Consider the following 24,315-nt stretch of genomic DNA (forward strand, 5'->3'; position numbering starts at 1 on the left):
GCGCGAACCAGGAACTGGCCACGAGCAGTCAACCCCGAGCGATGCCGCAATTCGCCTCACACGTCGACGTTCGCGAGTCAATTTCCTCCCGCACGGGGCGCACCACGGCTATAATTCTGCACGTCGATCCCGGGACAACTCGAGGATTCTCAATGGGACTCGAGATGGTTCGCGCATGTGAATGAGGTAATTTCAGTATGCATGGTTCTGACAGAAATCGCTTCCCTTTCGAAATTGGCCGGTGCTGGATTGCGGCCATTCCGTTGTGTTTTTTAGCCCTGACGGTCAGCGCCGCAGACGAAGCGCCTGCCGCCAAGATCCCCGCCGGTCAATTCGTCACCGTCACGAGCCCAATCGATGATGTCGTGTTTAATCGCATCTCGACGACTGCTCTCAAGCTGCAGCATCTGGCCCTGCAAGAAGGACGCCCCGCAGTTCTGGTCCTGCAGATCGAGCCTGGAACCAGTCAGTTCCATCATGCTCAGGGGTTGGCACGGTTTCTGACATCCGCACAAGTGTCGAACCTGACGACGGTCGCCTGGCTTCCCGCCACGGTCACAGGTCCGAATGTGCTTGTGGCGCTGGCCTGTAAGCAGATCGTGATGCACCCCGATGCCGAACTCGGTGACATCGGTCGCGGCAAACCGCTCGACCCCGAAGAGCAGCAGGCTGTGCTCGCCCTCGCCCAAAAGCGACACAACATGAAAATCAATTCCGCCATCGTACGCGGCATGATGGACAAGTCTCAGCAGTTGCTTCGCATTCGGATGCGCCGCACGGAAGACAACAAAGAAGAACTCGAATCCCGCGTCGTGACGAAGGACGAATTCGAAACGCTGCGCGCAACCGCGATCAATATCGACAATGTCGAAGTCGTCAAAGAAGCAGGAATGGTCGGCCTGTTTCGCGGCAGTACCGCTCGATCTCTGGATATTCTCGTCGCACAAACGGCCGAGACGCGTCTGGACGTGGCGACTCATTACGGCCTGCCACGCGAGGCGCTGCGTGAAATCGCGACGGAAAAAGAAAATAAAAAAGTGCGCCTGATCAAAATGGAAGGAGTGATCGACCACCTGCAGGAAGGGTTCCTGCTCAGACAAATCGAGCGTGCGGTCCGCGACGAATCACAGGCGATCGTCTTCCAAATTGATTCCCCTGGTGGCCTGCTGTCCTCAAGCACGCAACTCGCCAATGCCATCGCCGATCTTCAAGAATCCAAGATCCGAACAATCGCTTATATCGAACGTGAAGCGATCAACGGTGCGGCGATCGTGGCACTCGGCTGCGACGAGATCTTCATGTTGCCCGACGCCAAGATTGGTGATGCGGGGCCTATTGAAATCCAACCAGGACGCCTGTTTGAGCGTGCCCCCGAAAAGATTCTGAGTCAACTCAAAGCCGAATTGCGTCTATTGGCGGAAAAGAAGCACCGTCCGATCGCCATCTGCGAGGCGATGGCCGACCGCTTGATGAAGGTCTATCAGGTCACACATCGCGATAACGGCCGGGTCTGGTTCATGAGCGAACCCGAAATTCATGCCGCCAATGGAGAATGGATTCAGGGCCCGCTGCTCCGGGAAACGACTGGTGAGCTTTTGTTTACTGCGACCGGATCGCGAGCCCACGAACTGAAGATTGCCGAATCGCCTGTCAACGATCTCGACGACTTGAAGGCACGAATTGGAGTCCCGGCCGGTATCCGACTCATTCCAGTCGAAAAAACGTGGGTCGATCGACTCGTTTTTGTCCTGAACCAGCAGCCAATGGTCGTCCTGATGATCACGATGGGAATTGCGCTCATTTATCTCGAGCTGCATTTCATGACGGGCATCCTCGGGATTCTGTCGGTCCTCTGCTTTTCGTTGTTCTTCTGGAGCAACTTCATGGGAGGTACCGCAGGCTGGCTGGAAGTCGTGTTGTTCCTGCTGGGAGTGGGATGCCTGGCGCTCGAGATCTTTGTCGTTCCAGGCTTTGGTGTCTTTGGAGTTTCCGGGATTCTGCTTGTTCTGGCGTCACTGGTGATGGCATGTCACTCATGGTCGTTCGACCTTATGAGCAACATGGAGGAACTCGCCTGGCACACAGGACAAGTCATTCTCTCAATGGGGCTTGTGACGATTATCATGCTGCTGATTGCTCGAATTCTGCCGGCAATTCCCGGATGGGAGTCGATGGTGCTGGCACCGCCAGGTTCGGGCGTCGACGAGCCGCGGCTACGGCTGGCAACGGCCTCGTCATCATCAGCCCAGACAGGTGAGATCGCGATCGGACAGCGGGGAATCGCCATGACAATGCTTCGCCCGGCGGGTAAAGCACGATTCGACAATCGAGTGATCGACGTGATCAGCGACGGCCCCTTTATCACGGCCGAGAGCGAAATTGAAGTCGTGGAACTGGCCGGGAATCGGATCGTCGTCCGGAGCGCCTGAAGCATCGAGCAGGAACAGGATTACGCAGGTGTCAGCAAGCTCAATTCGGCACAGGAATTGGAGCGGCGCTTGGAACGAGTCAAATTCGACACAACACACACAACATATTTCACTTACAGCGAATACGTCGTTTTTCGGCAGAATCGGCACATTCGACTCAAGCTCTCCAACTGCCATTAAAATCAGCACTTACGGCGAACGACAGAGTGGCGACTTGATATTCAGTACGACAGAAACGTACAATCCCAAGTCGCCCGCACAGATTGACTCGCCACGAGGACTCTTCCGTAAGGTGCTTGTTCATGCTAAAAAAGGTTGAGCTGGATGAGTTCAAGAAGCTGCTGCAAGTGCTACGAGCCCGCCTTCGAGGGGACGTGCTGCACCTGACCGCAGACGCCTTGGATCGGAACGAAAACGGTTCCGAATCGAAGTCTCCCACCCATCTTGCTGAGTTGGGAACCGAGACTTACGAACAGGAATTTACGCTTCGACGCGTCGAGAACGAACAAGGAGTTCTCGAAGAGATCGAAGAGGCGTTTGAGCGAATTAAGGACGAGACCTACGGCGTGTGTGCGGGATGCACTGAAGCGGGACGAGCTCCCGCCAAGTCGATGATCCCGAAAACGCGACTGCGGGAAATCCCTTATGCAAGGAATTGCGTGGAATGCGAACGGAAGCGCGAGCTGAATCGATAGGCGAGCCCTTGGCTGCTGAATCTGGTTCTGCGCGTCGTACGCCTACCATCTCTTTGACAAAAGGCGACCTTTTCGGACGATATCTGCTTGTCACCACACTCATGGCTGCAGGTTCCATCTGGGACCTGTGGTCAAAGTGGTCCGTCTTCCATGATCTGGGTGTTCACGGGGTCAAGCCGGTCTGGAAAGGTTCGTTTCTTGGAATCGCCGTCAAATTTGACCTGGCCACAACATTCAACCGCGGGGCCCTCTGGGGAATCGGCCAAAATCAGACTTGGCTGTTCGCCAGCTTAAGCCTTCTGGCAATTGGCGCGATCGTCTACTTTTTATGGACACGCCAAGCGATCGCTTCCTGGTGGTTAACTGTGGCCACAGGCTTACTTCTTGGCGGAACTCTCGGTAATCTTTACGATCGACTTGGATTGCACGGCTGGAAAGACGAAAAAGGGCCGGTGTATGCTGTCCGAGACTTCTTGGATTTTGTATTCTTCGACGGGAAGTTTGAGTGGGCCACCTTCAACTTCGCCGATGTGTATCTCGTTACTGGAGCCATCATGTTGGTGCTCCAGTCGTTCTGGGTGCCGAGCCCCGAACAACCACAGGTAAAATGAAATTGGCAATTGGTGTCGACAGGACCTCATGTCTGTTGACGGAAGCCAAGCAACTTGCCATCATTTCGCCCTTCGATTTTCGTATTGGAAGTTCAGCTTAGGTGCGGTCAGTCAGGCGCGGTTCAGTCGCGCGGGAGTTTTTTGCATGGGTCGGTATTCGGGTCCCAAAGGACGTGTCAATCGCCGGTTAGGTGCGATGGTGTTTGAAAACGCCGGGGCGGCGCGGGCATTGGAAAAGCGACCGAGCCCGCCCGGTATGGCTGAGCGTCGCCGAAAGCTTTCAACCTACGGTATGGCTCTGGCCGACAAGCAGAAGATCAAGTACCACTATGGCATGCGTGAAGCGCAGTTGCGACGATATTTCGCCAAGGCACGCGCCCAAAAGGGTAACACCGGCGATATTCTCCTCGTGATGTGCGAACGCCGCCTGGACAATGTTGTCCGTCGTGCCGGCTTCACCGTCACCCGGCTTCAAGCTCGCCAGGGGATTGTGCATCGCCACTTCCAGTTGAATGGTAAGACCGTCAACAAGCCTTCGATCTTCGTGGGCCCCGGCGACGTGATCACCCTTCGCAATCGCCCCAATGTCAAGAAACTCTACCGCGAGATCGTCGACAGCTCGTCGCGTCAGTCGATCGACTGGGTCTCGTTCGACTCGAAGGATCTCGAAGCACGCGTGCAAGCACTGCCTACGCCACGCGACGCAACGGTTCCACCGATCGAAATCGGCCGTGTCATCGCCTTCATGTCGCGCTGACCTGGTCTCTGGTGCTTGAAGCCACCAGTGTTTGAATACAAAACGACCTCCATCCTTGCGGTGGAGGTCGTTTTTTTGTTGTCGTCGCAGGTTTCTTTACGTCGTTTTAATTGGAGCTGGCAAACAACCCAACTGGACCGCGGCAACATCGATTTGCCGGCACCCGGATTATTCCGCCGTAGATCATTCAGTCACGCGGCAAATGCCCTGCAGAAGACTGAAAGAACTTCTTCGTACGGGTCTCGGCACCATCCAGCCCACCGGTGTGCTTCAAATCCGACAGGTTTGCGGAACAAATACGGCAGCCGACGACCTCCAGATGAAACCGAAGATATTCAGATATGCCATCACCCAGCCGTCCACCGACATACGCAGCCCAAACGCCACGTGGTGGGCAACTGAGACGCTCCCGTCGCCAGAGATTGCCGACGCTGTATTCACCCTGGTCCTGCGAAGCCAGAAGTGATCGCAACCGAGCTGCGAGAGCCTGATCCTGCCGAAGAGCAATTTCGATCGCCACCGATTGCTCGGTGGCCAACTGCTCTTCGACATACGCCAGCAACTCTTCGTCTGTTAGCTCGGGCATTGTCCGATGCCTCAACCGATGAATTCGAGCTGAACGGGATGCGGAATAATCTTCGCCTGATAGGCTCGATCGAGCAGCAAGCGAACCGCGTCACGACCGCGCTGACCAAAATCGAGCGTCCAGTCGTTGACGTACATCCCCACAAACTTGTCCGCCTGGCTGCGATCGAGATCGCGACCAAACTGCAGTGCATAGGCGAGCGATTCAGCGCGATGATCGAGTGCGTATTGAATGCTTTGCTTCAGCAATGCCGTCACTTCTTCCATCGCCTTTTGACCCAAATCGCGGCGAATGGCATTCCCACCAAGCGGCAACGGCAGGCCCGTATCGTTCATCCACCATTTTCCCAGATCGACAATCAGATGCAGCCCGTCGTTCTGATAGGTCAACTGACCTTCGTGGATAATCAGGCCAGCGTCCACTTTTCCTGCCTTCGTCACGGCAAGGATCTCGTCAAACGGATAGAAGACGGGCGTGAAATCGTCGCCGAGAGCGAGCTTCAGTGCCAAGTAGGCAGTGGTGAGCTTGCCTGGAATCGCGATACGTTTGCCACGGAAGTCGTTCAGACTGCCGGGCTGACGCGCCACGATCATTGGACCGTAGTTGTCACCCATGCTACATCCGCAGGCGCACAGCGCATATTTGTCCGTGACATAGGCGTACCCATGCAAGCTGACCGCCGTCAGTTCCAATTCGCCGCGAAATGCTCGGTCATTCAGCGTCTGAATGTCTTGCAACTGATGGGTAAACTGATATGGCCCAGTTTCGATCTTGTCGTTGGCGAGCGCATGAAACATGAACGCGTCATCAGGATCGGGACTATGGCCAACGCGAATGAGAGTCTTTTCTGTCATGGATCGATATCTGGTCATGAGGATGCAAGGTCGCGGACGATGTTCCGCGGAATCACGATGCCTGAATCGTAGTGAGCCAACGGGAATCTGACCACTGTGTGCGGCAGACGATTCCCGGCAGACGATGAACTCTGAACGGGGGCGTCATCGGCGACAATCCCACGCCCCCGCTGCGCCTGACATACAAATTTCGCAAAAGCAGCGATCCTGTTGATACTTAAACGTGTCCGGTGCCGGCAGGCGACGAAACTATTACGCCTTGCCCTTTCGATCGGACGGAGGCTGCTTCCATTGCTTGAGCTGTTGTCGCAACTCTTTCAAGCTCAACGCGGGCGTTGGCAAATGCAGTTGTGGCTCGGCATCGGGCGTCGAAGTTTCCCCCGATTCATGGACACGATTCAGTTCCTCTTCCAGCGTTTTCAACCAAGCGGGAATATCAATCCCTGACCCGGACGTGGTTTTCAAATAGTCTTCCACGGCACGCTGCAACGATTGAAACGCAGGTGATTCTTCGCGCCCCGACTCTGCATCTTCACAGGCCGGGCGAATTCGGGCGAGCATGTGGTTAACCGATAGCGGTTTCACGAACCGTTCTTCCAAATGATTCGCCACTGACGGCATCCGCATTCCGTATTTCTTCTGCAGCGTTTCCAACTGCTGCAGATGCCCATCGGCAATCTCTTCCGTTTTCAGCGAGAAGACATCTTCCCAAATCGTCGCCGCTTCGGGCTTACCCATCCGCGCCAAGACCTCGTGCGCCACCGAGACAGGCAACATGTTCCAGGCGTCGCGATCGTAGGTCGTTTCCAGTCGCAGAAAATCGAGCAGTGAATAGAAATGCTCGCCGTAATCCGATTGCGTCGTGGTTGTGTTGTACTCCAGGAACCGATCAAATTTTTCCACGACAACCTGGTAGATCAGATTCAGTTGCTCGGCCGCATCGTCACGATCAATCTTGCCGCTGCGCAAGTCGTCGAGCAGCTTGATGGGATGTAATGGATCTTCGTTCTCTTCGAGATGATCGAGGAACTGCTCGACTCCGCTATGCAGGATCGCGCGGACATTTCCCAACGTCAGCAATCGCGCATTCAGGATGTACGAGCCGTACGTTTTGACGAACTCGGCCGTCTCTTCCCACAGCGGTTCCACTTTCAGAGCCTCGACCGTCGACAGACGCATCGTATTGCTGTGTTCCAGCCATTGCTCGAGATAGTTCTGGACGATCGTACCGACAACGTCAATCAAATCTTCGTCGCTGAATCGACCGCCTTTCCATTCCCCAGACGCCTTCACGACACATTCCAGCGTGTGTCGCAATGCGATCCGGAACAGCCGGTCAAATTCGGTCACGGCCATTCCCTTTGGTCGTGACGCACGCTCCATTTGACGCGCGGTTCTGAGCAGGTGCCAGGTCTCGCGCAGCATGCCCAATTGCGGCAGGTGCGCCAGCAGGAATCGGATCACCATCTGCATCGAACGGGCCGTCAGAATCTGCTTGGGTTCGCCTCCATGTTCGAGCGGCACGTACAGCAATGGCTTGCTCTGCAGCGACCGGAGCAGTCCAGGCAGCACGCGCCGAACTTCATCGGTGTTCCGCTGCATGACACCACGATAGATATCGATAATTCGAACGTCGTCAGCGGTCGACTTCACCGTGTCATCGGCGGGCGACAATGCGCACGCAAGACACCATTGTGCAGAACGGCAACTGAGCGCCGTCTGAATTGTCGTTTGGATCAGAAACAGCTTCGTCTGAAGTTGCGTGTCGTACTCGACGTTCACGTCATGCTCGGCAGACGCCTGGCCGATCTCCTGTCTCCAAAGCTGATCGATCAGCGCACCGAGATCCGTCTGAAGATCAATAGAATGTCGCAGCCAATGCCGCAGCGACTCGGCCTGGGCCTGTTTCAGATCCCGCACGGCGGTTGCTTGTGGATCGGCCGGGACGATTTCGCGTTCGACCGCCAGCGTCGCCCCCATCTGCCAGAGCTGCGCGATCGTTCGCAAGAATTTGAGCCTCGGCTCCAATTCGCGTTCGATCAATTCGAACTCGGTTTCACGATGAAACGATGGTCGATCGTCCATCGTTTCACCTTCCTGCCCGTCGTCCGCACTGTCGCGATAGACAACACCTTCGTAAGCGGCACCGAACAACTCGTTTTCGTCGTCAGATTCGGACTCGTCATGATTCGAAGCCGCTTCGTCCTTGCCGCTGGATGATTTCGGTTTGGGCATGTCCTTCAACAGTGACGTGGTGGGAGCCAACCACAATTCGCCCGCGTTGGCTTCGAGGTAGTCAAACATTCGACGAATGAGCGGCCAGGGATCATCCTTGGCGGTTGCCCCTTTCTCGACGACGATCCCCATCCACCAGAGCAACAGGTCTTCGAATGACATGTGCCCCGCATCCAGACCGACCTCTTCCTGTTGGCTGAGCCACTGCATCAGCAGTCCCAGTGCCGCGACCGTGTCCCGGCGTTCCAGCAGGGCCGAAACAACTTGCGCGTACGCCTTCGCTGTGTCGAACTGTTCGACGTGCGCTCGCCAGAACTGAATATCACCAGCAGATTCGCCAGCCGTTCGCCATTCCGAGAGAGCTTCCGCAACATGTGAGGCGGAATCCAGGCTTTCGCGGGCGGCGACGCGCGGCAGATCATTCACGGTCGACGAGCCGAACTTGTCCCAGAACTCGGCCAACGCTTCATACCTGACGGAAATCATCGCGGCCAACTTGGTTTCGCCACGTGCCGCCGCCTCTTCCCACGTTCGCGTGTAGGCATCCAGCAGCGCATCCATCATGTGCAGCAGAATTTCGATCCGCTGATCAGGCACGCTGTCTTCGCGCGACGAGAACAACGGGAAAAGTCCTTGAAAACCAAGAATATTCCAGGGATCGACCAGCGCCCCGCACTCGATCCCGCGATGCAGATAGTCTTCCGCCTCACCCAGCAATTTCGCGGCGTCGACGATCTTGCCCATCTCGACGATCCGCCGGGCGCCATGGACGCGACAGAGCACTTCACATTCAAAGCGAGCGGACGCACAGGGGATAATTGCCGCCTGCCGAAGACTGGCTTCGGCATAGCCCATACGTGCAAACAGGTGCGCCAATTGCCGACGCTGAACCTGCTGGGTTCCGTAGTTCGCCAGATACATGTTCAGCGACTGTCGAACGTGACCAAATGGCTGACGCGTGGCCTTCGCATGCTTGCGCAAACGCTTCGCGCGCGTTCCCTTCGCGCCATCCAGTAGCCAGGCGTAGAAACGATCCCTTTGACGGGCGACTCGTGGAAGCAGCGACGTCAACGTGACATTGGAATCATGCCGCTCTGGACCGTCACCGCTGATCGCCGAAGCCATCAAGATGGTGCCGCACAGGACGGCCGCCATATCAAAGAGAACTTCTTCTTCCGCAACCCGCTTTTGTTTCTTCTGCCAGTCGAGCAGCGAATCGATGATCACGCGACGAATGACGAACCGCCTGTAGCGACCGCGGATGTCGATTTGATGTGGATCCCATTCCCCAAACAGGTAATTCGTTCGCTTGTTGACCGGATGCGAATGGTCATGCGCCCGCGGATCGAGCGCGAGTTCATCAAGCTGATCGAAATCGAAATAGGCGTCCGAGAGCATCTCTTCCGGAACCTTGGCCAGCAGATCCAGTGCACTTTGGATCAGAGTCTGGTAAGGACCGTTGGCAACCCCGGCGTTCCGAATATAGAGCGGCCAGGGCCTGACCCGCTCGTGCGGATACACGTCCATTTTCCGACCATTTTCGAGGACGGCAATAGGACGATAGCCGACGAAATCATTCAGACGCTGAATTGCGCGACGAACGATCCGATCACGTTCCTCCCAAGGCCCACCCTGTTCGAGAACAGCCTCAAACAGTTTCGCCAGGAAGAATGGCTGCTGAAATTCTTCATCGCTCAGATGGGCGAGAAGATCTCGATGATGTTCGCGATACGCGGGCAACGCAGTGTCAAAGACGAGCGACAACACCGCTTCCGCCTGATTGATATCGCTGAATGCGGGCGTCGTCTGATGGAGTTCAGCCAATACATGGCGCAGCACGTCCGGGACCTTCGCCCACGACACACTCGCGACAAACTCGTTCAGTTGCCGTTCGAAAGTCGAATCGGGACGGCCGCCGGAAAAGTTCAAATACCCGAGTATTTCTTGCGCAGTCGTCAGTTCAAATTGCGAAAGATTCAAAGTCCCGGTCCCCCGACCACGATTGTCCACGGCGATCTGCAGCACGTTTCGCCGAACGCGAGAACTGTTCACGCTACTCTAAGAATACGGGACTTGCCCTCCCGTAATCAAATCCGCATCAAAATGAGTTGCGAAACTTCACAGATTCCGCCACTCCACGGAATTGACTCATACTCTGCTTCGACTTTGCCGATTTTTCCGATGGCAACAACTGCGCTGAGTTTACCCCTACGCCGATGCGGTCAACGCAAGTTTAGGCATATTTGAGAGCTTGGGCAAACCGCAGTGACGCTTTGATAGGACGTACAGACATGTCGACCCCCACTCGTCAGCGCGGCAAATCGATCGAACTGCTGATCAATTCGATTTTCGGCTCTCCCTGGCTCTGGGGCACCGGTGTCACATTCATCTTCTATGCGTGCTTGCCGTACATCCCGGCAGAGGATACCCAGCGGTACTTTACGGCTCACTGGATCGAATATGCGACCACCGGCCTGTTCTTCATTGGTGTTTGCACCCTGATTGGAAAACTGAGTCGGATCCCGACCGAGCGTGGTGCGTTGCAAACGGATTTGCTGGAAGGACTTTCGTCGAATCAAACCGACGACGCAGTTACCGTTGCGCACGCGATCGAGACGCACTTCAAACTTGTCGCCAAGCGATATGAAGACACGCTGCTCGTCAAACGAGTTCGCGAGGCCTGCGAATACGTCGGAAACCGCCGCTCGTCAGATGGTCTGGAAGGACATCTGACGTATCTGGCCGAAGTGAATAGCGGGCGTCAACATGACGGCTATGCCTTGATTCGCACGATCACCTGGGCCGTCCCGATTCTGGGCTTTCTGGGTACCGTGATCGGGATCACGATGGCCATCGCGAACATCACACCCGACAAGCTCGAATCCTCGTTGCCAGAAGTCACAGCAGGATTGGCAGTTGCGTTCGATACGACGGCGCTGTCGCTGGCCTTGTCGATGCTGCTCGTCTTCGGCACTTTCATCATCGAGCGAATCGAACAGCGAACGCTGGATGACATCGAAGATTTCGGCATGAAGCGGCTGCTGAGCCAGTTCCCGAATTCGCAACAGGCCGCCCCCGCTTCGCCACTTGTCGTGGCAGAGCAACAAGCCGCCGAACAGCTATTGCAACGTTCTGAAAGCCTGATCAACTGGCAAATGGACATGTGGCAGACATCCCTGGAAAGTCTTCGGGAGCGCTGGACGGGAACGTTGTCCAAACAGCAAGAATACCTCGACCAGGCACTGCAGACGGGGCTGACGAATGCGTTGATCGATCATTCGCGACAGCTCGCTGAAGTCCGTTCCGAGTTCATTTCGGCATTTCAGTCGACCTCGACCTCCATCGGAGACCAGCTTGCCGAAACGCGTTCAGTACTGGCCGACCAACAGCAACAGGGCATTGAACAGATCGCACTCACATGGCAGCAGTTCCGTGCGGAGATTACTCAGACACGTGACGAACATGCTCGTCAACTTGCGTTGTTGACACAGGCGATCACGGCGGAAGTTGGCGGCTGGCAGAATCAGCTTGAATCGTCGACACGGACGATGAATGGACAATTTGAAGAACTTCGCAGCCAAGGCGAGGTCTTCTTGAAGTTGTCTGAGAACGAATCCCAACTCATTCGACTCGAAAATCGACTCGCAGAGAACCTGGAGTCTGTTCGCCTGGTCGATTCGCTTGAGCAAACGATGCTCAACCTGAACGCCGCGGTGAATTTGTTGACCACACGAGTGAAACCCAAAGCCGCCTGACACGCGTCGCGCGGTGTGGTGTTGAACGGTGTTCGATCCTGATAAGAAAACAAGCCGATGAGCCGCCGATCGAAGGAAACACTTGCGGTCCAGCTTTTCCCATTCCTCGCCGTGCTCGTCTGCACGATGGGATCGCTGATTTTTTTGTTGCTTGTAACGACCCGCCAGGTCCGCCAACGTACGATCGCCTACGCCAAGCATGAAGCCGAGCAAAAGGAACTGGCCCGAGTCGCCGCCCAGCGTCTGCCCGAACTTTCGATTCCCCTTCCCCCCGCCGAAGAAAAGCCGCCCGAACCGGCAATCGTTGTGCCTCCACCTCGGCGCGAGCCCAAGCCGTTCCGTGAACCCGATCGCACGTACGAATTGGCATTGGCAAATCGGCAGCGTGAACTCGAACAGCTCAAAGCCGAATGGGCCTCTCGCGCGGATCAGTTGAGTAAAGACCGCGACCGGCATCGAACCGTACTCGCCCACCGACAGACTGCGGTCGATGCCGCCGTCATCGAAGCCGAAGCGTTGAAAGCCGAGATCAAACGGCTTGAGATTGAATTGGGGAAACTGGCAGGCACCGCTGCGGCATCGTCCTTCAGTTCGACTGAAGCGGCAGATCGACTTCTGATCGAACAGCAGATCGCAGAGATGAAAAAGCGGCTGCGCGCCGCACAAGCTGAAGAAGCCAGTGGCGAGAATGACAAGTTCCAGGTCATTCCATTTGACCCGCAGACCGGAACGACCCGGCGTCCCATTTTTATCGAATGCAACGCCACAGGACTTCGTTTCCTGCCTGAAGACATCACCATCACTGCGGCCGATCTGAATGGTTTCACTCCGCGCGCCAATCCGCTGGCGGCGGGAACCGGCGCGCTGATCAACTATTGGACCGCATGGAACTCGCAACAACGAGATCGCAAATCAGCCCCCGAACCGTATGTGTTGCTGCTGGTCCGTCCTGACGGTGCCGTGGCCTACTATGTCGCCCAGCGGATGCTCGATCCGATCCATACCGCACGTGGATACGAATTGATCGAAGCCGACACGACACTGCAGATGCCCGCTGCCGATGCTGGTGCGAAAGCGGCGTGCCAGGCTGCGGTTGAACGATTGCTGATGGAGCGTGAAAACATTTCTCGCTCGGCCGTCAATCAAGGCACGGGAAGCAGCGTCTACGGCGGCACGGCTCGCTACGGCAAACCGGGATCGGGCGGCGGCAATCCAGGTGGATCGACTCAAGGTCAGCTTGCAGGAAAAGCGCCAGGCAGCCGTGGAAACGGCGAAAGCGGGGGCAGCTTCTCAATGTCGGATCTGACCGGTGACGAAAAGGAAGTTGGCACGCGCAGTTGGGAACGTGTCGAGAATTTTGAAGGGCGGCCCAAGCATCGACGCGGCCAGGAACTCGAACGAAATCTGGACGATGTCCAGAATCGCCTCGCACAAGGCGGCGGTTCACAGAACTTTGGCGGCGCGGGAGCGGACGAACCTTCTGATCCCGATCAATCGCCCGAATCGTCTGAAGGACGACCGACAGGCAAGTCGGCGAAAGGGGGCGTGTCTTCTGGCAGGAAAGGTGGGTTCAAGACGCATAGTGGATCCGCTCCGTCCAACGAATCCGGAGAGTCTGATCCCGACGGCATGGTCGAACATGAACCGGGAATGCCGATCGGTAAGCGTCCCAACAGCAAACGGGGCCAGCCGAGATCGCTCTCGGATGGTTCCGGTCCATCGAGGGCCGACGCGAACAGCAATCAAGGCGAGAACGATGACTCGGCCGATACGTCCGGAATGGACGCGGACTCAACTCCAACCGATTCCCCGGACTCCTCATCGCGACGTGTCGGAAGTTCGGCCCCTCGTTCTGCACGCGGAAAACAACGTCTTCAGTTGGGTGATGGAAAGTCTGGTGGCAAATCAAAAGAGATCGACGACAAACAAATCGAACCGGAAATGCTTGCGGGTCGACGATGGGGACATTGCGATCCGGGAGCGAGTATTGGATTCGAGCGCGACGTGACCGTCGAAGTCTTCGAAGACCATTTCACGATTGCCGAAAAATATGAGATCCGCGTCGAAGAGGGCGAGACAAAGCAGGAAATCTTCGAAAACTTTGTGACCTCAGTGGATCGTTACACGCGTGAATGGGGCAAGCCACCACAGGGGTTCTTCTGGACTCCTCGTTTGAAATTTGTTGTCAAACCCGACGCAAACGGTCGGTATGAACAGATTAATGGCCTGATGACGCGTGCGGGGTTGTCCACGTCCCACGAATTCGCCAAGACAAACAATACCGTTGAATTCGGTCGCGAAAAGCCAGCATCCATCAAGTCCGTACCCAAAACCGCCAGCCAACATGGGACGGGAGGTGTCCGATGAGTCGTCGTCCCCGTGGTGAACTTCAGTTCGGCTCCGATTCCTTCTTGGACGTTGTCGCAAATATCGTCGGCATTCTGATCATTCTCATTGTGATCGCCGGACTGCGCGTCAGTCAGATGCCGGCATTGCCACCGAGCACGGTCGAAACCGAATCCGATCCGGCGGTCGAAACCGTCCCAGTCCCCGTCGCACCGGCGACCAGTCCCATTGAAATTCCACAGGAAGTCGCGTCACTGCCGGTTGAGCCCGAGGAGGAGATCGAAGAACCGGTACCGACACCGCCGCCGCTTCCTCCGCTCGAAGCACCGCGAGAGCTTGTCGATGCGACGCAGAATCTCGAATCGGAACTCGCGTCCATCCACAGTGAAGAAGCCAAGCTCACCAAGCGAATGAAACTCACGCGTGAAGAGCACGAGGCGCTCCTGGAGCGACAGGAACGCATCAAGAAAATGATCGCGGAGAAGTCCGCGACGATCATCGAAACGAAAAAACAGGCCGCCGTCGCCGAGGCGGATCTGGAACTGGCGCGAGAAACACTTTCGCGGCTGGCCAAGCAGGTTCGCGAACTTGAATTGACGCCTGCCAATGTGGAAACACTCGAGCACAAGATCACTCCCGTCAGCCGTCTCGTCAATGGGAAAGAAAAGCACTATCGACTAGAAAAAAATCGGGTGTCAGAGGTACCCATTGAGGAACTGGTCAATCGGTTTCGGGAACAGATTGACCGGCGTAAAGAATTCCTGGTGAAAACGCGGCAATATCAAGGTGAGATTGGCCCGTTACAAGGCTTCAACATGCGTTATCACGTCCGCGTCGATTCGATGTCGGATCTCGACGCCGCTCGCGCTGGGCATGGTGGATACCGTATCAGCCTGTCGAGTTGGGAGATTCATCCAGAGCCGGGTCACAAAGGTGAAACGGCCGAGATCGCGCTGCGGCGCGGCTCGAAGTTTTATCAATCCATCCTGGGAACATCACCCGATACGACGCTGACATTCTGGGTCTATCCCGATAGCTATCCGCTCTATCGTAGTCTGCAGAAATTTACACATGAGCACGGATATTCCGTGGCCGGTCGCCCGCTTCCCGAGGGTGTTCCGATCGCGGGTTCTCCCAACGGATCAAAGTCAGCCAGCCAATAACGGTCTCGCCCCCGGAGGTCCACCTCAGAGCGAGACGCAACTTCAAACGTCAATCAGGAAAATGTGAACCAGTGACGCGCCACGAACTGGGTCGGCGGTCCGCCGCCGTCAAATCGACTGTCGGTACGTCAATCAGACGCCCGCAGCCTGCTATTGCCCGTACATCCGCCAAGTGTGCGATTCGTGCCACTGCGCCGACGTATCTCGACGGACTAAGGACGAGTCTGCAACTGACGATCGTGCTGACAAGCCTTGTATTCCTGCCAAGTGTCGATGGGACGAGCCTTGCCTCTGGCCAAGAGAGCCGGCTACGCCTTCGACAACTTTTTCACGACGACGAATTCGTCGAGAAAGACGATTCGCTCGCCACAGACTTTGCAAATCGCCTGAATCCAAAGCAGAACGAAGAGCAAGACGAAGAACCGGTGGATGAAGCCGATTCGATGTACGACGAGTCGCCCGTGCTGGATGATGTCCGGCTTGCGAACCACCTGAACGCCAACGAGAAGCCCGTTTCAAGTCTGGTGTCCGAGTTGACGAAGCGATTGACGGATGTCGAAAAGCAGCTGAAGAAACGCGATGAATCTGACCAGCAGAAGGCGAATCAGTTTCCAACGCACAAGATTACCGGCTTCCTGCAGCTTGATACCGCATTCTATTCACAGAGCCCGAAGAATATTGCGACCGTCGGTGATGCCCAGGATGGAACAGGCTTCCGTCGAGCACGGTTCGCCGTCAATGGGAAAGTTGCGGAGTTCACCAGCTATCAACTGGAAGTCGACTTCGCGACCGCTGGCCGCCCTAGTTTCTTCGATAACTACGTTGAACAAGGAAATATTCCCATTCTGGGCGACGTTCGCGTTGGACAGTTCCTGCAACCGTTCAGCGTGGATGCGATGAGCGGTTTCCGCAATCTGGCATTCCTCGAGCGATCGTTGCCATTCCTGGCGTTCGTCCCATTCCGGCGCGTGGGGATCATGGCCTCGAATGCGACCGAAGACGACCTGACGCACTGGGCCTACAGCGTGTTTCGAACGGGCGGATATAATAACGCGCCGCTTGGCGACTCGCGGTTTGGAACCGATTTTGGCGACATCGGTGGTTATTCATTTTCCACGCGCGTGACACACCTCTTGTATTGGGACGAGTTCGCCGACGACCGCTACCTCTGGCATGTGGGCTTTTCGTATGACTACAGTCAACTGGGTGCCAACGATGCCGCGGGCAGCGGCTTATCGGGTAATGCCGGCAGCCCCAAACCATTTTATCAGGCGAGAACGACACCCGAGTTTGGACCACTGGGTTACCCCGAGCTCACGTCCAGCTTCGGCAGCGCCGTCAATGGGACTCCCCTGTTCGTCGACACAGGACGTTACCAGGCGAACAACTTCAACCTGTTCGGATTGGAAACCGTCTACCAGTACGGCCCATTCAGTCTGCAAGCCGAGTACATGGGGACTGTCGTCCAAAGCGTCGTCGGCCCGGTCTTTTACCATGGCGGTTATGGGGAATTCATGTACCGCCTGACCGGCGAGCATCGTGGCTACGACAAAAAACTCGCATCACTCAAAAATCCTGTCCCGTTCGCAGACTTCATCCCACTGAAAGCGGATGGAATTCGCGGTTGGGGGGCCTGGGGCGTTGCCGCCCGCTGGTCGTTCGTGGATTTGACCAATCCGTCGAAGCTTGATGGGCACTACTACGACAGCGCCACGAATACCTTCACAGGGACCAGTAAAGCAGGTAACGGTGTCCTGAACGACCTGACACTCGGCCTGACCTGGTATCTGAATATGCACACAAAAGTGCAGTTCAACTGGATCCACGCCATGCTGGACAATTCCGCCAAGGGGTCCAGCACGGCGGATCTGTTTGTCAGTCGCGTTCAGGTCGACTTCTGATTTAGCGTCGCCCAGGTGAACGGAACGGGGGCGGAAAGATTGACTGCCCCACGGCCATGATTGTCGATTCAGGCGGAAATCAATGCCCGAAAGCGTCTACTCTTGGACCTCTTTAAGGACATCCTTTTTGGGTTCCGGCTTGGGTCGAATTCGGCCGGCCTGAACGTCTTTGACGACCTCGGCAACCAGCGCGGGATCGGCCGTCTTCATGACATGATCGATGCGCGAGGCTGGCGTGCCCAGCCGTTCCATGATGTCGCGTGCCGTTTCCCAAAGTTTGGGCTTCTTTTTATCGCTCGCCAGATACAACTCCGTCGCCAGTTCCGCGAGCCGCTGCTCATCAACCGCCGGACGATTATCATAAAAACGCTGGATGACTTTCTTCTGGTATTTTGAAAAATCGCGTTCTGCCACGGTTCGACTCCTCTTTTGAAACTGATTCGCCAGCCAGACCACATTCAGCGACGTCCATCATCGCTCATGATATTGCGCCGTACGCGGTTGAACTCAAATAAAATTCTTGTGATGAATGGAGTTCTCGCTGCGGCAATATCAACAGTGCAAATTCACCGAGACCATCGTCACGAGCGGGTCCGGGACCACAGCCGATTTCCCGTCACCGGCAAGCGCATTCCGATTCACGTGCCGCGAATGCGTGGACGGGGCGAATCTCTGGATTTTGAAATCGCGTTCTTTCGTTCTTTTCCTCATTCTTTCCCATGTTCCCAAGCGGGAACTTTTCTCGTTCCCTCGTGTTACCCCTCGTTACCAAGCTCCCGCTTGGTGACGCCTCATGCGATCGCGTTTGCTGCCGAGCAGGAACGTCGCCTGGGACCTTCGGCCACACTTCCCAAGAGAATGACGCGTTTCCGAGCCGAAGCCTGACAACGAGGAATTGCGTCGTCGGAATGAGTGGCACGCACGTGTTCAGTGCATCGGAGTTTCCATGCCGATATTCGTCTTCTGCGCGTGAAGCGGCTCGAGCGACGAATTTTGTGCGGTGGCTTTCGCATCCATATGTGCCCACCATTCGACCGCATCGTACAGTGTCCACGCTTGCGATGACCGGCAACGATTCAAGCGATTCAACAGGTCCTGGGCGCTTGCGGGACGGCGATCTCGCGATTTCTCGAGACACTGCATCACGACATCTTCCACATCACGATCAATGGGTCGTCCCAGGCGTACCGAGGGGCGTTCGGGTGTGACGGAAACATGGCACTTGAGCAATGTTGCCAAGTCCTTTCCCGGAAAGACGGGCTGTCCGGTTAGCAGGTAATAGCCAACTGCCCCCAACGAATAGAGATCACTACGTGAATCGAGGATTTCTCCGGGGATGATCGCTTCCGGCGGCATATAACGCGGGGTTCCCGCCAGCGTCCCCGTGGTCCGGTTTTTCTCCAATTGCTTGGAAACAACCCGCGCCAGACCAAAGTCGAGCACCTTCAGCGTGTCGGGGACCCCGCCGCGTCGACAGATCATCAGGTTTTCGGGCTTGAGATCACGATGAATCAGGCCCGAGGCGTGTGCTTCGGTGAGTGACAAGCAGGCTTGCACAAGAAAGTGAATGACACGGCCCGATGGAAGTGGCCCCTGCTTCTGGACAAGCTGGGCCAATGTCATGCCATCCAGGTATTCCATGACATAGAAAAACAACCCTTCGGACGTCACACCGTAATCATACACGGCCACGGTATTGGGGCTCGTTAATCCGCAAGTCAGTTGTACTTCGCTTTCAAAACGAGCAAGCGAATCGGGGCTGATCTTCGTCGACTGTAAGACTTTGACTGCCGCGGGACGCTTCAGCATATTGTGCTTGGCGCGATAGACAACGCCCATTCCGCCATCGCCGATTTGATCTTCGAGGGTGTAGTTCCCCAATTTGCGATGGCGATGCACACGGTCGAATCGACGCTGCTCCAGAGTTTCCATGGCCAACTGGTTGAGCCGTTCAAACAGGTTGTAGTCTTGGCCCTGCCGCGACAATTCATCGTCGACGGCCACGGCCACTTCCAGCGCACGAAAATCAGGAATCGCATCCTGCAGGACCAGGAGCGTTTCAAACCCCGATGGCGACTGGCTCAGACTGTCCGGCAGACAACTGGCTGCGACAACCGCCCCAACAGACGTCGTGGAAAGGTCGGAACAAATCAGCAATCGGTCGGGGTCGTGATGAAACAGAATGCTCGCAACGAGATCATCGGGCAGGCCCCACTCACGCATCAGGCTTGCCGCAACGCTGGCATGATCCCAGCCGAATCGATCGCGTTCGCATTCGATCAGTTCCAGCCCTTGCCCTAGAATCTGCACATAGTCGGAATAGAACGCCTCTGTTAGCAGCGGCAGCAAAAAATCCTGCAGCAAACCCGAGATGTATGCAATCTCGAGATCTGCCCCGATGGCGCGGGCAGTCTCACGCGCGAACAGCGCACGGACATAATTCTCACGCTGAAATTGAATCGTATTGATCAGCCGTGATGTCGTGTCTTTCGTGGCGGCCTGCAAGGCCGCTGTCAGCACCAGCGTTTTGGTTCGCCTGGGGCCCATCAAAGCGATCGCTTGCGCGACCGAGCCCACACGCTGTTTCAGCCCCAGGGCGACCGAGTTGATTTGCCGCAGCAGTTCTGACGTCAGCGACGCGTCCGACTCGAGAGCCGCCGCGAGTTCCTGCGGTCCCGCGTCCGGGTTCTCGGCCGCTTCCGTGAACGCAATGACCGCTTGCGGAATGACGGGCAGTTTCAGTCTCGCCGGCAAGTTGACGCGAGGTCGCGACCTTAATCCATCGCAAATGAGTTTCGCCCAGTTTTTGCTCATTGCCTGTGGCGCTCCCTCTGAACCACGGGGCTAAATCCGGGTCGGCTGATCTCATTCACGGCTGGCAATCCGAAAGTCATCGCATGCAAAACGGTTCGCTCCCGTGACCGCCTCAATCGACGTCCAGAAGGAAAGAGCGGAAGGGGCAGTCTCATTTTCGACCAACGAACGGCATTCACTTCGTCTAATCTACTGCGCCATGGATGATCGGTGCGGTTGTAGGGAAATCCCTGATTCGTCAGTGAATTGGATCATGACCAGCCACGCGCCTTCGGAAGGCCTTGGAATGAAAGGCAGCCGACGGTGCCGGGGAATCCGGTGTCGGAGGATTGCTTCAAGTTTCGTCTTGCGGCAAAAGTCGCCGGTCAAGTAAAACCCCGCCGCAAGACGATAGCTCGATCGTCTTTTGTGGCGATCAGGTTGAAACAATTGTCGTGCCACCCTTCGAACAATCCTTCCCTTACCGATTCGCGACACATTCCATAGCAGCTCGTAAACCGTATGGATTATCACGTAAAACCGCTTGGAAAAACCTGCGCTGCGACGGGAAAACCGCTCGCACCGGGATCGACGTGCCACTCGGTTCTGATGGAAAAAGAGGGAAATCTGGTTCGACTCGACTTTTCGGCAGACGCATGGACCGGACCGCCTGCGGGACATCTCGCGCACTGGACTGCAGAAGTCCCCGCTGCAATCGACCCGAGTACACAACGAATCGATCCTGAAGTTGCGCTGCGTTATTTCGAACAATTGAGTGAAGAAGCGAGCCCGGTTCACGAACGGACCCGCTACGTCTTGGCCCTGGTGTTGCTGCAACAGCGAAAACTGAGGTTGGAGAATGTTCGTTTCGAGTCCGACGACGAAGTTCTGGAGCTTAGCGGCGTTCACGGCGAAGGAAACTTCGAAGTCAGAAACTACCATCTCGACGATACGGAAACCCAACGGCTGCAATCCGAGCTGAAAGCACAACTCGCACAGGAGTGGCAAGCATGATCCCCGCGACGGCTGCAACTCGAAGGGCGAACAGGAGCACCGCCAAATCGGTTCTGCATGTGTTCATCGTATTCGCATTTGTGACCTCGCTTTCGGGTTGCGCCGGTCGCCGTGGCATGCTGATCATGGGGACGCGAGATCCGATGGCGAAAGCGCCTCGTCTAAGTTGCGGTAGTGATCCGCAAATGGAAGAGGTTGTCGCACACCTCAATCGAACGACCGACCGACTTCAATCCTGGCGCGCCAGTAACGTCAAGATTCGAACCAAGGGAGTCCCCGTGACGCTGTCGGGACAACTTGCGGTTGAGAAGATGCATCGAGTGCGTCTGGTCGTCTCGTCCCCATTGGGAACCGAATTTGATCTGGGTTCAAATGATCAACGATTCTGGGTTTGGTCTCGGCAACCCGAACCCGCTTTTGTGACGTGCAAACACGAGAACATCGATGCCGTTAGGCAATCATACGGTGTCCCCTTTGAACCTAGCTGGTTGATGGAAGCCCTTGGTGTTTCACCACTTCCCACATCCGGCGTGCAATTGGAAATGCTGCCAACAAAAGAAGAGCTTCGGCTCGTTCAGCAATTTTACTCGGCGCACGGAAAACCACTTCGCCGAGTTGTCTTGGTCAATTTGAAAAAGGGCGGGATCATCACCGAACATAGTTTGTATGACTACAACGGAGCTCCCATCGCCATCGCAAAACTGGGTGCACATCATTACGACAAAGGAATCGTGCTGCCTCATCGGATCGAGTTGAATTGGCCCGGAAACGACTTGTCTGTCACGATGGATCTGGGGAAAGTCGACATCAATCCCACCTCAATTCCATCCCAAGTCTTCGAAATGCAAGAGCATCGCGGTTGCGAGATGATTCAGCTCGACGCAGATCTGCCCCAGCGGCGACTGGCCGTCCGGCCCGAGGGGCGTGAGGGGCTTGAGGGGCTTGAGGCTCTTGAATCCTATGACGAGGGGCCGATGCACAATGCCCCCGCAGAATTTTCGGGCCATGACGACGACCGAGATCACGTTCTTCCCGAAGCCCCGGTGGGCCGCGCTCGACTCTCGTTTGACGACTCCGCTGCCGAGTCAGACGCGGTCTCGGAACAGGAAACCGAAGATTGGGAATGGGCGCAGTAACGCACTTCGCAAAAGGTCGGACGTCATCCGGCGAAATGTGTCAGCAGAACAGCCCCCATTGAACGAATCATCGCACGAACGGCAGCTTAGTCGGCAATCGAACACTGCGTGTCCGCGAATCACATCGCAGCGACAAGATACTCGATGGATTCTTGAGCGGCGTCGACAATGGCTTCCGTGTTCGTCGCCGGAGTAATCACACGACAGACACCGTGGCGATAGACGAGCGAGCGGGCGTCCGATTCGGATTCCGCCGCGGCGGTCACAACGATGGGCACTTCTGTCAACCGCAGATCTTCCCGAACGTGTCGGCACAGTTCAGAACCACCGCGGCCAGACAGCTCAAGGCTGGCGATGATCAGTTGAAACCGCTGACGCGCGGCGAGAATGGCCGCCTGTTCCCCGTCGTGTGCGACGAAGACTTGCAACCCCATCTCTTCCAGTTGCAGCCTCAATGATTGTGCAAGAGTGCGATTGGATTCGGCGATCAAGACGGAACGGCGGCGGTTTTTCATCGCGTGCATGGGGAGATGTCTTTCTCGACTAACTCTAGAGTCGTGAAGCAGACGGTGACTGATCACCATTTCAAAAAAAGAAATGGCGTAGGGTGTGTCTGTTGGTGGACGTCGTGAATATCGGCGGGAGCGTGAAAATTCGGTAACGGCGGACGGCAAGCTGATTTCAGGCGCCGCCACATGGAAACCTAGGCTCGAATTGCGCTCCTCGCAAACGGCGAAACCTCAAAACAAACTGAACAAAACAAATCCGATTTACCACCTTCGGTAACATCGGTTCAGGCATCCCTGTCGGCAGAACCGATTTCCCCGACCTTCCAAGAAGGTTTGATTCGAACGGTCGTAACGGCCTTTGCGGCAAGACCAAGACTCCTGTCGTCGGTCCGTTCGAACTAGAGCGAACAGACCGACGCCCAGGGGAATTTCGTCATCGGTTGACACGGAGCCTGAATTCAGGCCGCCCGTCGCTGGAACGCCGGTGCCCTGAGGTAGTCCTGATAGGCCACCAATTCACGATCGGTTTCGTCCGCTTCCGTATACCAAATGTGGAGCAAGGAATTTCGCACGCAATTCATGGGCGGAATCGTGCTGCGACCGTGCCAGCTTTTCATTCCAAAATCGTTGAGCACGGAAAACGCATACGCATGATTGGGCAGAAACGGCATCGATTTGCTGATCGAGAATCCGCGAGGTTCACGCAGGTAGTGGGCGGGATTCAAGCTGCGTGTATAAAACTCGGTTCCGACGTCACGTAACGAGGTGTCTGCCGGAAACGCAAATTGCATGGTCACAATTTTCTCACGCGTGTCGGGGTGAGGCAGGATTCGATACCCATCCACCTCACTGTAGAGCTGCCCGCGCGGAAACGCAGGAATCTCACGCAGGCCCGCTGCGGGCACCTTAAATCGACGGCAAAGCCCCTTTGACAGCTTTGCAAACACCAAATCACGAACTTCACGGCTGCTAATCGCCGCACGAACTGTCGCCCACAATCGATGTTGATCATCCGACATCGTACTGAATCCGGCTTCTGACAGCGTCATCCGCTGCCGTGTACTTCCACCGTACTCATTGGTGTGGTGCTTGGGATTGGCCTTGGAGAATGACGCCAACGACGGGTATTCGTGCAAAAGCCGTCTGTAAACGTCGGAAGGGAAGACCTCCTTGATCAAGATGTGGGGAAACGGGCTCTCTTCTGCGACCGTTTCATCAACCACAAGCTGAATGTGATTCATCAACCGAGAATACAGCGAGCGATCCAAATGCATTTCCATCCTCCCAGACTCCGTTAGCCTAAAAAGCGCGGCGTTTCTGCAGATATCGCGAGAAACCCATGCTCTTGATCGAGCGATCAGTCAACGGGCTGGAGGACGTTAATTCAGAGTTTTATCGAGTGTCAACGTGATCTGGAGGATGACGTGGCGAGAAACAACGGGAAGCAGAGACTTCGCGTCGCATGTCGGCATACTTCGCCGGAATCGATAGACATTCGACCAGGAATGCCTACCGATTCAGGGCACGATCG

Annotated in this window: 17 protein-coding genes; 10 read left to right on the forward strand and 7 right to left on the reverse strand. The window is 56.0% G+C overall.

Going from position 1 to position 24,315, the window contains the following annotated elements:
- Positions 1–197: 197 nt before the first annotated feature.
- The 4 genes from OSO_RS0110260 to rpsD all read left to right on the forward strand — a co-directional run bounded on the left by OSO_RS0110260 (position 198) and on the right by rpsD (position 4,492).
- A complete protein-coding gene (locus OSO_RS0110260) occupies positions 198–2,429 on the forward strand; it encodes an NfeD family protein (RefSeq protein ID WP_010583287.1) in 2,232 nt (743 codons plus the stop codon).
- Between the two features lie 302 nt (positions 2,430–2,731).
- Positions 2,732–3,124, forward strand: a complete 393-nt coding sequence (locus OSO_RS0110265; protein ID WP_010583288.1) for a TraR/DksA family transcriptional regulator — start codon at positions 2,732–2,734, stop codon at positions 3,122–3,124.
- A complete protein-coding gene (locus tag OSO_RS42935; protein ID WP_083842838.1) occupies positions 3,094–3,735 on the forward strand; it encodes a signal peptidase II in 642 nt (213 codons plus the stop codon). The genes OSO_RS0110265 and OSO_RS42935 overlap by 31 nt, the downstream gene beginning before the upstream one ends.
- A 145-nt stretch (positions 3,736–3,880) precedes the next feature.
- Positions 3,881–4,492 (forward strand): 30S ribosomal protein S4, encoded by a 612-nt coding sequence (rpsD, locus tag OSO_RS0110275; protein WP_010583290.1) that lies wholly within the window; start codon positions 3,881–3,883, stop codon positions 4,490–4,492.
- A 187-nt stretch (positions 4,493–4,679) separates the two neighbouring features.
- Here rpsD and OSO_RS0110280 read toward each other — a convergent pair whose 3' ends face one another.
- The 3 genes from OSO_RS0110280 to OSO_RS0110290 form a co-directional block, all read right to left on the reverse strand.
- A complete protein-coding gene (locus OSO_RS0110280) occupies positions 4,680–5,078 on the reverse strand; it encodes a hypothetical protein (protein ID WP_010583291.1) in 399 nt (132 codons plus the stop codon).
- An 11-nt stretch (positions 5,079–5,089) separates the two neighbouring features.
- A complete protein-coding gene (locus OSO_RS0110285; protein WP_010583292.1) occupies positions 5,090–5,932 on the reverse strand; it encodes a menaquinone biosynthesis family protein in 843 nt (280 codons plus the stop codon).
- Positions 5,933–6,184: 252 nt separating this feature from the next.
- Positions 6,185–10,219: a hypothetical protein gene (locus tag OSO_RS0110290; protein ID WP_237729270.1), complete on the reverse strand. Its 4,035-nt coding sequence runs from the start codon at positions 10,217–10,219 to the stop codon at positions 6,185–6,187.
- A gap of 239 nt (positions 10,220–10,458) precedes the next feature.
- Between OSO_RS0110290 and OSO_RS0110295 the strand changes: the two genes are divergently transcribed.
- The 4 genes from OSO_RS0110295 (at position 10,459) to OSO_RS0110310 (ending at position 17,332) form a co-directional block, all read left to right on the forward strand.
- Positions 10,459–11,922 carry a MotA/TolQ/ExbB proton channel family protein gene (locus OSO_RS0110295; protein WP_010583294.1) on the forward strand — a complete coding sequence of 488 codons (1,464 nt, stop codon included), beginning with the start codon at positions 10,459–10,461 and terminating at the stop codon, positions 11,920–11,922.
- A 57-nt stretch (positions 11,923–11,979) separates the two neighbouring features.
- A complete protein-coding gene (locus tag OSO_RS0110300; protein WP_010583295.1) occupies positions 11,980–14,289 on the forward strand; it encodes a hypothetical protein in 2,310 nt (769 codons plus the stop codon).
- Positions 14,286–15,431, forward strand: coding sequence for a hypothetical protein (locus OSO_RS0110305; protein WP_010583296.1), 1,146 nt, complete (start codon positions 14,286–14,288; stop codon positions 15,429–15,431). The genes OSO_RS0110300 and OSO_RS0110305 overlap by 4 nt, the downstream gene beginning before the upstream one ends.
- A gap of 71 nt (positions 15,432–15,502) precedes the next feature.
- Entirely contained in the window at positions 15,503–17,332 is a 1,830-nt protein-coding gene (locus tag OSO_RS0110310; protein ID WP_010583297.1) for an OprO/OprP family phosphate-selective porin, read from the forward strand.
- Between the two features lie 96 nt (positions 17,333–17,428).
- On the opposite strand, the gene OSO_RS0110315 is transcribed toward OSO_RS0110310, so the two are convergent.
- Together OSO_RS0110315 and OSO_RS47745 are read right to left on the reverse strand one after the other, a co-directional pair.
- The gene (locus OSO_RS0110315) at positions 17,429–17,746 is read right to left on the reverse strand and encodes a hypothetical protein (protein WP_040591627.1); all 318 of its coding nucleotides are present in this window, start codon (positions 17,744–17,746) and stop codon (positions 17,429–17,431) included.
- A 513-nt stretch (positions 17,747–18,259) separates the two neighbouring features.
- Positions 18,260–20,146, reverse strand: coding sequence for a protein kinase domain-containing protein (locus OSO_RS47745; protein ID WP_010583300.1), 1,887 nt, complete (start codon positions 20,144–20,146; stop codon positions 18,260–18,262).
- 501 nt (positions 20,147–20,647) lie between these two features.
- Between OSO_RS47745 and OSO_RS0110335 the strand changes: the two genes are divergently transcribed.
- Together OSO_RS0110335 and OSO_RS0110340 are read left to right on the forward strand one after the other, a co-directional pair.
- Positions 20,648–21,139 (forward strand): hypothetical protein, encoded by a 492-nt coding sequence (locus OSO_RS0110335; RefSeq protein ID WP_010583302.1) that lies wholly within the window; start codon positions 20,648–20,650, stop codon positions 21,137–21,139.
- Positions 21,136–22,275, forward strand: coding sequence for a hypothetical protein (locus tag OSO_RS0110340; RefSeq protein ID WP_010583303.1), 1,140 nt, complete (start codon positions 21,136–21,138; stop codon positions 22,273–22,275). The genes OSO_RS0110335 and OSO_RS0110340 overlap by 4 nt, the downstream gene beginning before the upstream one ends.
- Before the next feature lie 119 nt (positions 22,276–22,394).
- Here OSO_RS0110340 and OSO_RS47750 read toward each other — a convergent pair whose 3' ends face one another.
- Together OSO_RS47750 and OSO_RS47755 are read right to left on the reverse strand one after the other, a co-directional pair.
- Positions 22,395–22,799, reverse strand: coding sequence for a response regulator (locus tag OSO_RS47750; RefSeq protein ID WP_010583304.1), 405 nt, complete (start codon positions 22,797–22,799; stop codon positions 22,395–22,397).
- 443 nt (positions 22,800–23,242) lie between these two features.
- A complete protein-coding gene (locus OSO_RS47755; RefSeq protein ID WP_157605133.1) occupies positions 23,243–24,058 on the reverse strand; it encodes a hypothetical protein in 816 nt (271 codons plus the stop codon).
- Positions 24,059–24,315: the final 257 nt, after the last annotated feature.

The sequence above is a fragment of the Schlesneria paludicola DSM 18645 genome (assembly GCF_000255655.1).
GTDB lineage: Bacteria > Planctomycetota > Planctomycetia > Planctomycetales > Planctomycetaceae > Schlesneria > Schlesneria paludicola.

Bases quoted from the DNA above. Each gene is read 5' to 3' on its own strand.
- OSO_RS0110260 (WP_010583287.1), top strand. From the start codon at position 198: ATGCATGGTTCTGACAGAAATCGCTTCCCTTTCGAAATTGGCCGGTGC.
- OSO_RS0110265 (WP_010583288.1), top strand. From the start codon at position 2,732: ATGCTAAAAAAGGTTGAGCTGGATGAGTTCAAGAAGCTGCTGCAAGTG.
- OSO_RS42935 (WP_083842838.1), top strand. From the start codon at position 3,094: ATGCGAACGGAAGCGCGAGCTGAATCGATAGGCGAGCCCTTGGCTGCT.
- rpsD (WP_010583290.1), top strand. From the start codon at position 3,881: ATGGGTCGGTATTCGGGTCCCAAAGGACGTGTCAATCGCCGGTTAGGT.
- OSO_RS0110280 (WP_010583291.1), bottom strand. From the start codon at position 5,078: ATGCCCGAGCTAACAGACGAAGAGTTGCTGGCGTATGTCGAAGAGCAG.
- OSO_RS0110285 (WP_010583292.1), bottom strand. From the start codon at position 5,932: ATGACAGAAAAGACTCTCATTCGCGTTGGCCATAGTCCCGATCCTGAT.
- OSO_RS0110295 (WP_010583294.1), top strand. From the start codon at position 10,459: ATGTCGACCCCCACTCGTCAGCGCGGCAAATCGATCGAACTGCTGATC.
- OSO_RS0110300 (WP_010583295.1), top strand. From the start codon at position 11,980: ATGAGCCGCCGATCGAAGGAAACACTTGCGGTCCAGCTTTTCCCATTC.
- OSO_RS0110305 (WP_010583296.1), top strand. From the start codon at position 14,286: ATGAGTCGTCGTCCCCGTGGTGAACTTCAGTTCGGCTCCGATTCCTTC.
- OSO_RS47745 (WP_010583300.1), bottom strand. From the start codon at position 20,146: ATGAGCAAAAACTGGGCGAAACTCATTTGCGATGGATTAAGGTCGCGA.
- OSO_RS0110335 (WP_010583302.1), top strand. From the start codon at position 20,648: ATGGATTATCACGTAAAACCGCTTGGAAAAACCTGCGCTGCGACGGGA.
- OSO_RS0110340 (WP_010583303.1), top strand. From the start codon at position 21,136: ATGATCCCCGCGACGGCTGCAACTCGAAGGGCGAACAGGAGCACCGCC.
- OSO_RS47750 (WP_010583304.1), bottom strand. From the start codon at position 22,799: ATGCACGCGATGAAAAACCGCCGCCGTTCCGTCTTGATCGCCGAATCC.
- OSO_RS47755 (WP_157605133.1), bottom strand. From the start codon at position 24,058: ATGCATTTGGATCGCTCGCTGTATTCTCGGTTGATGAATCACATTCAG.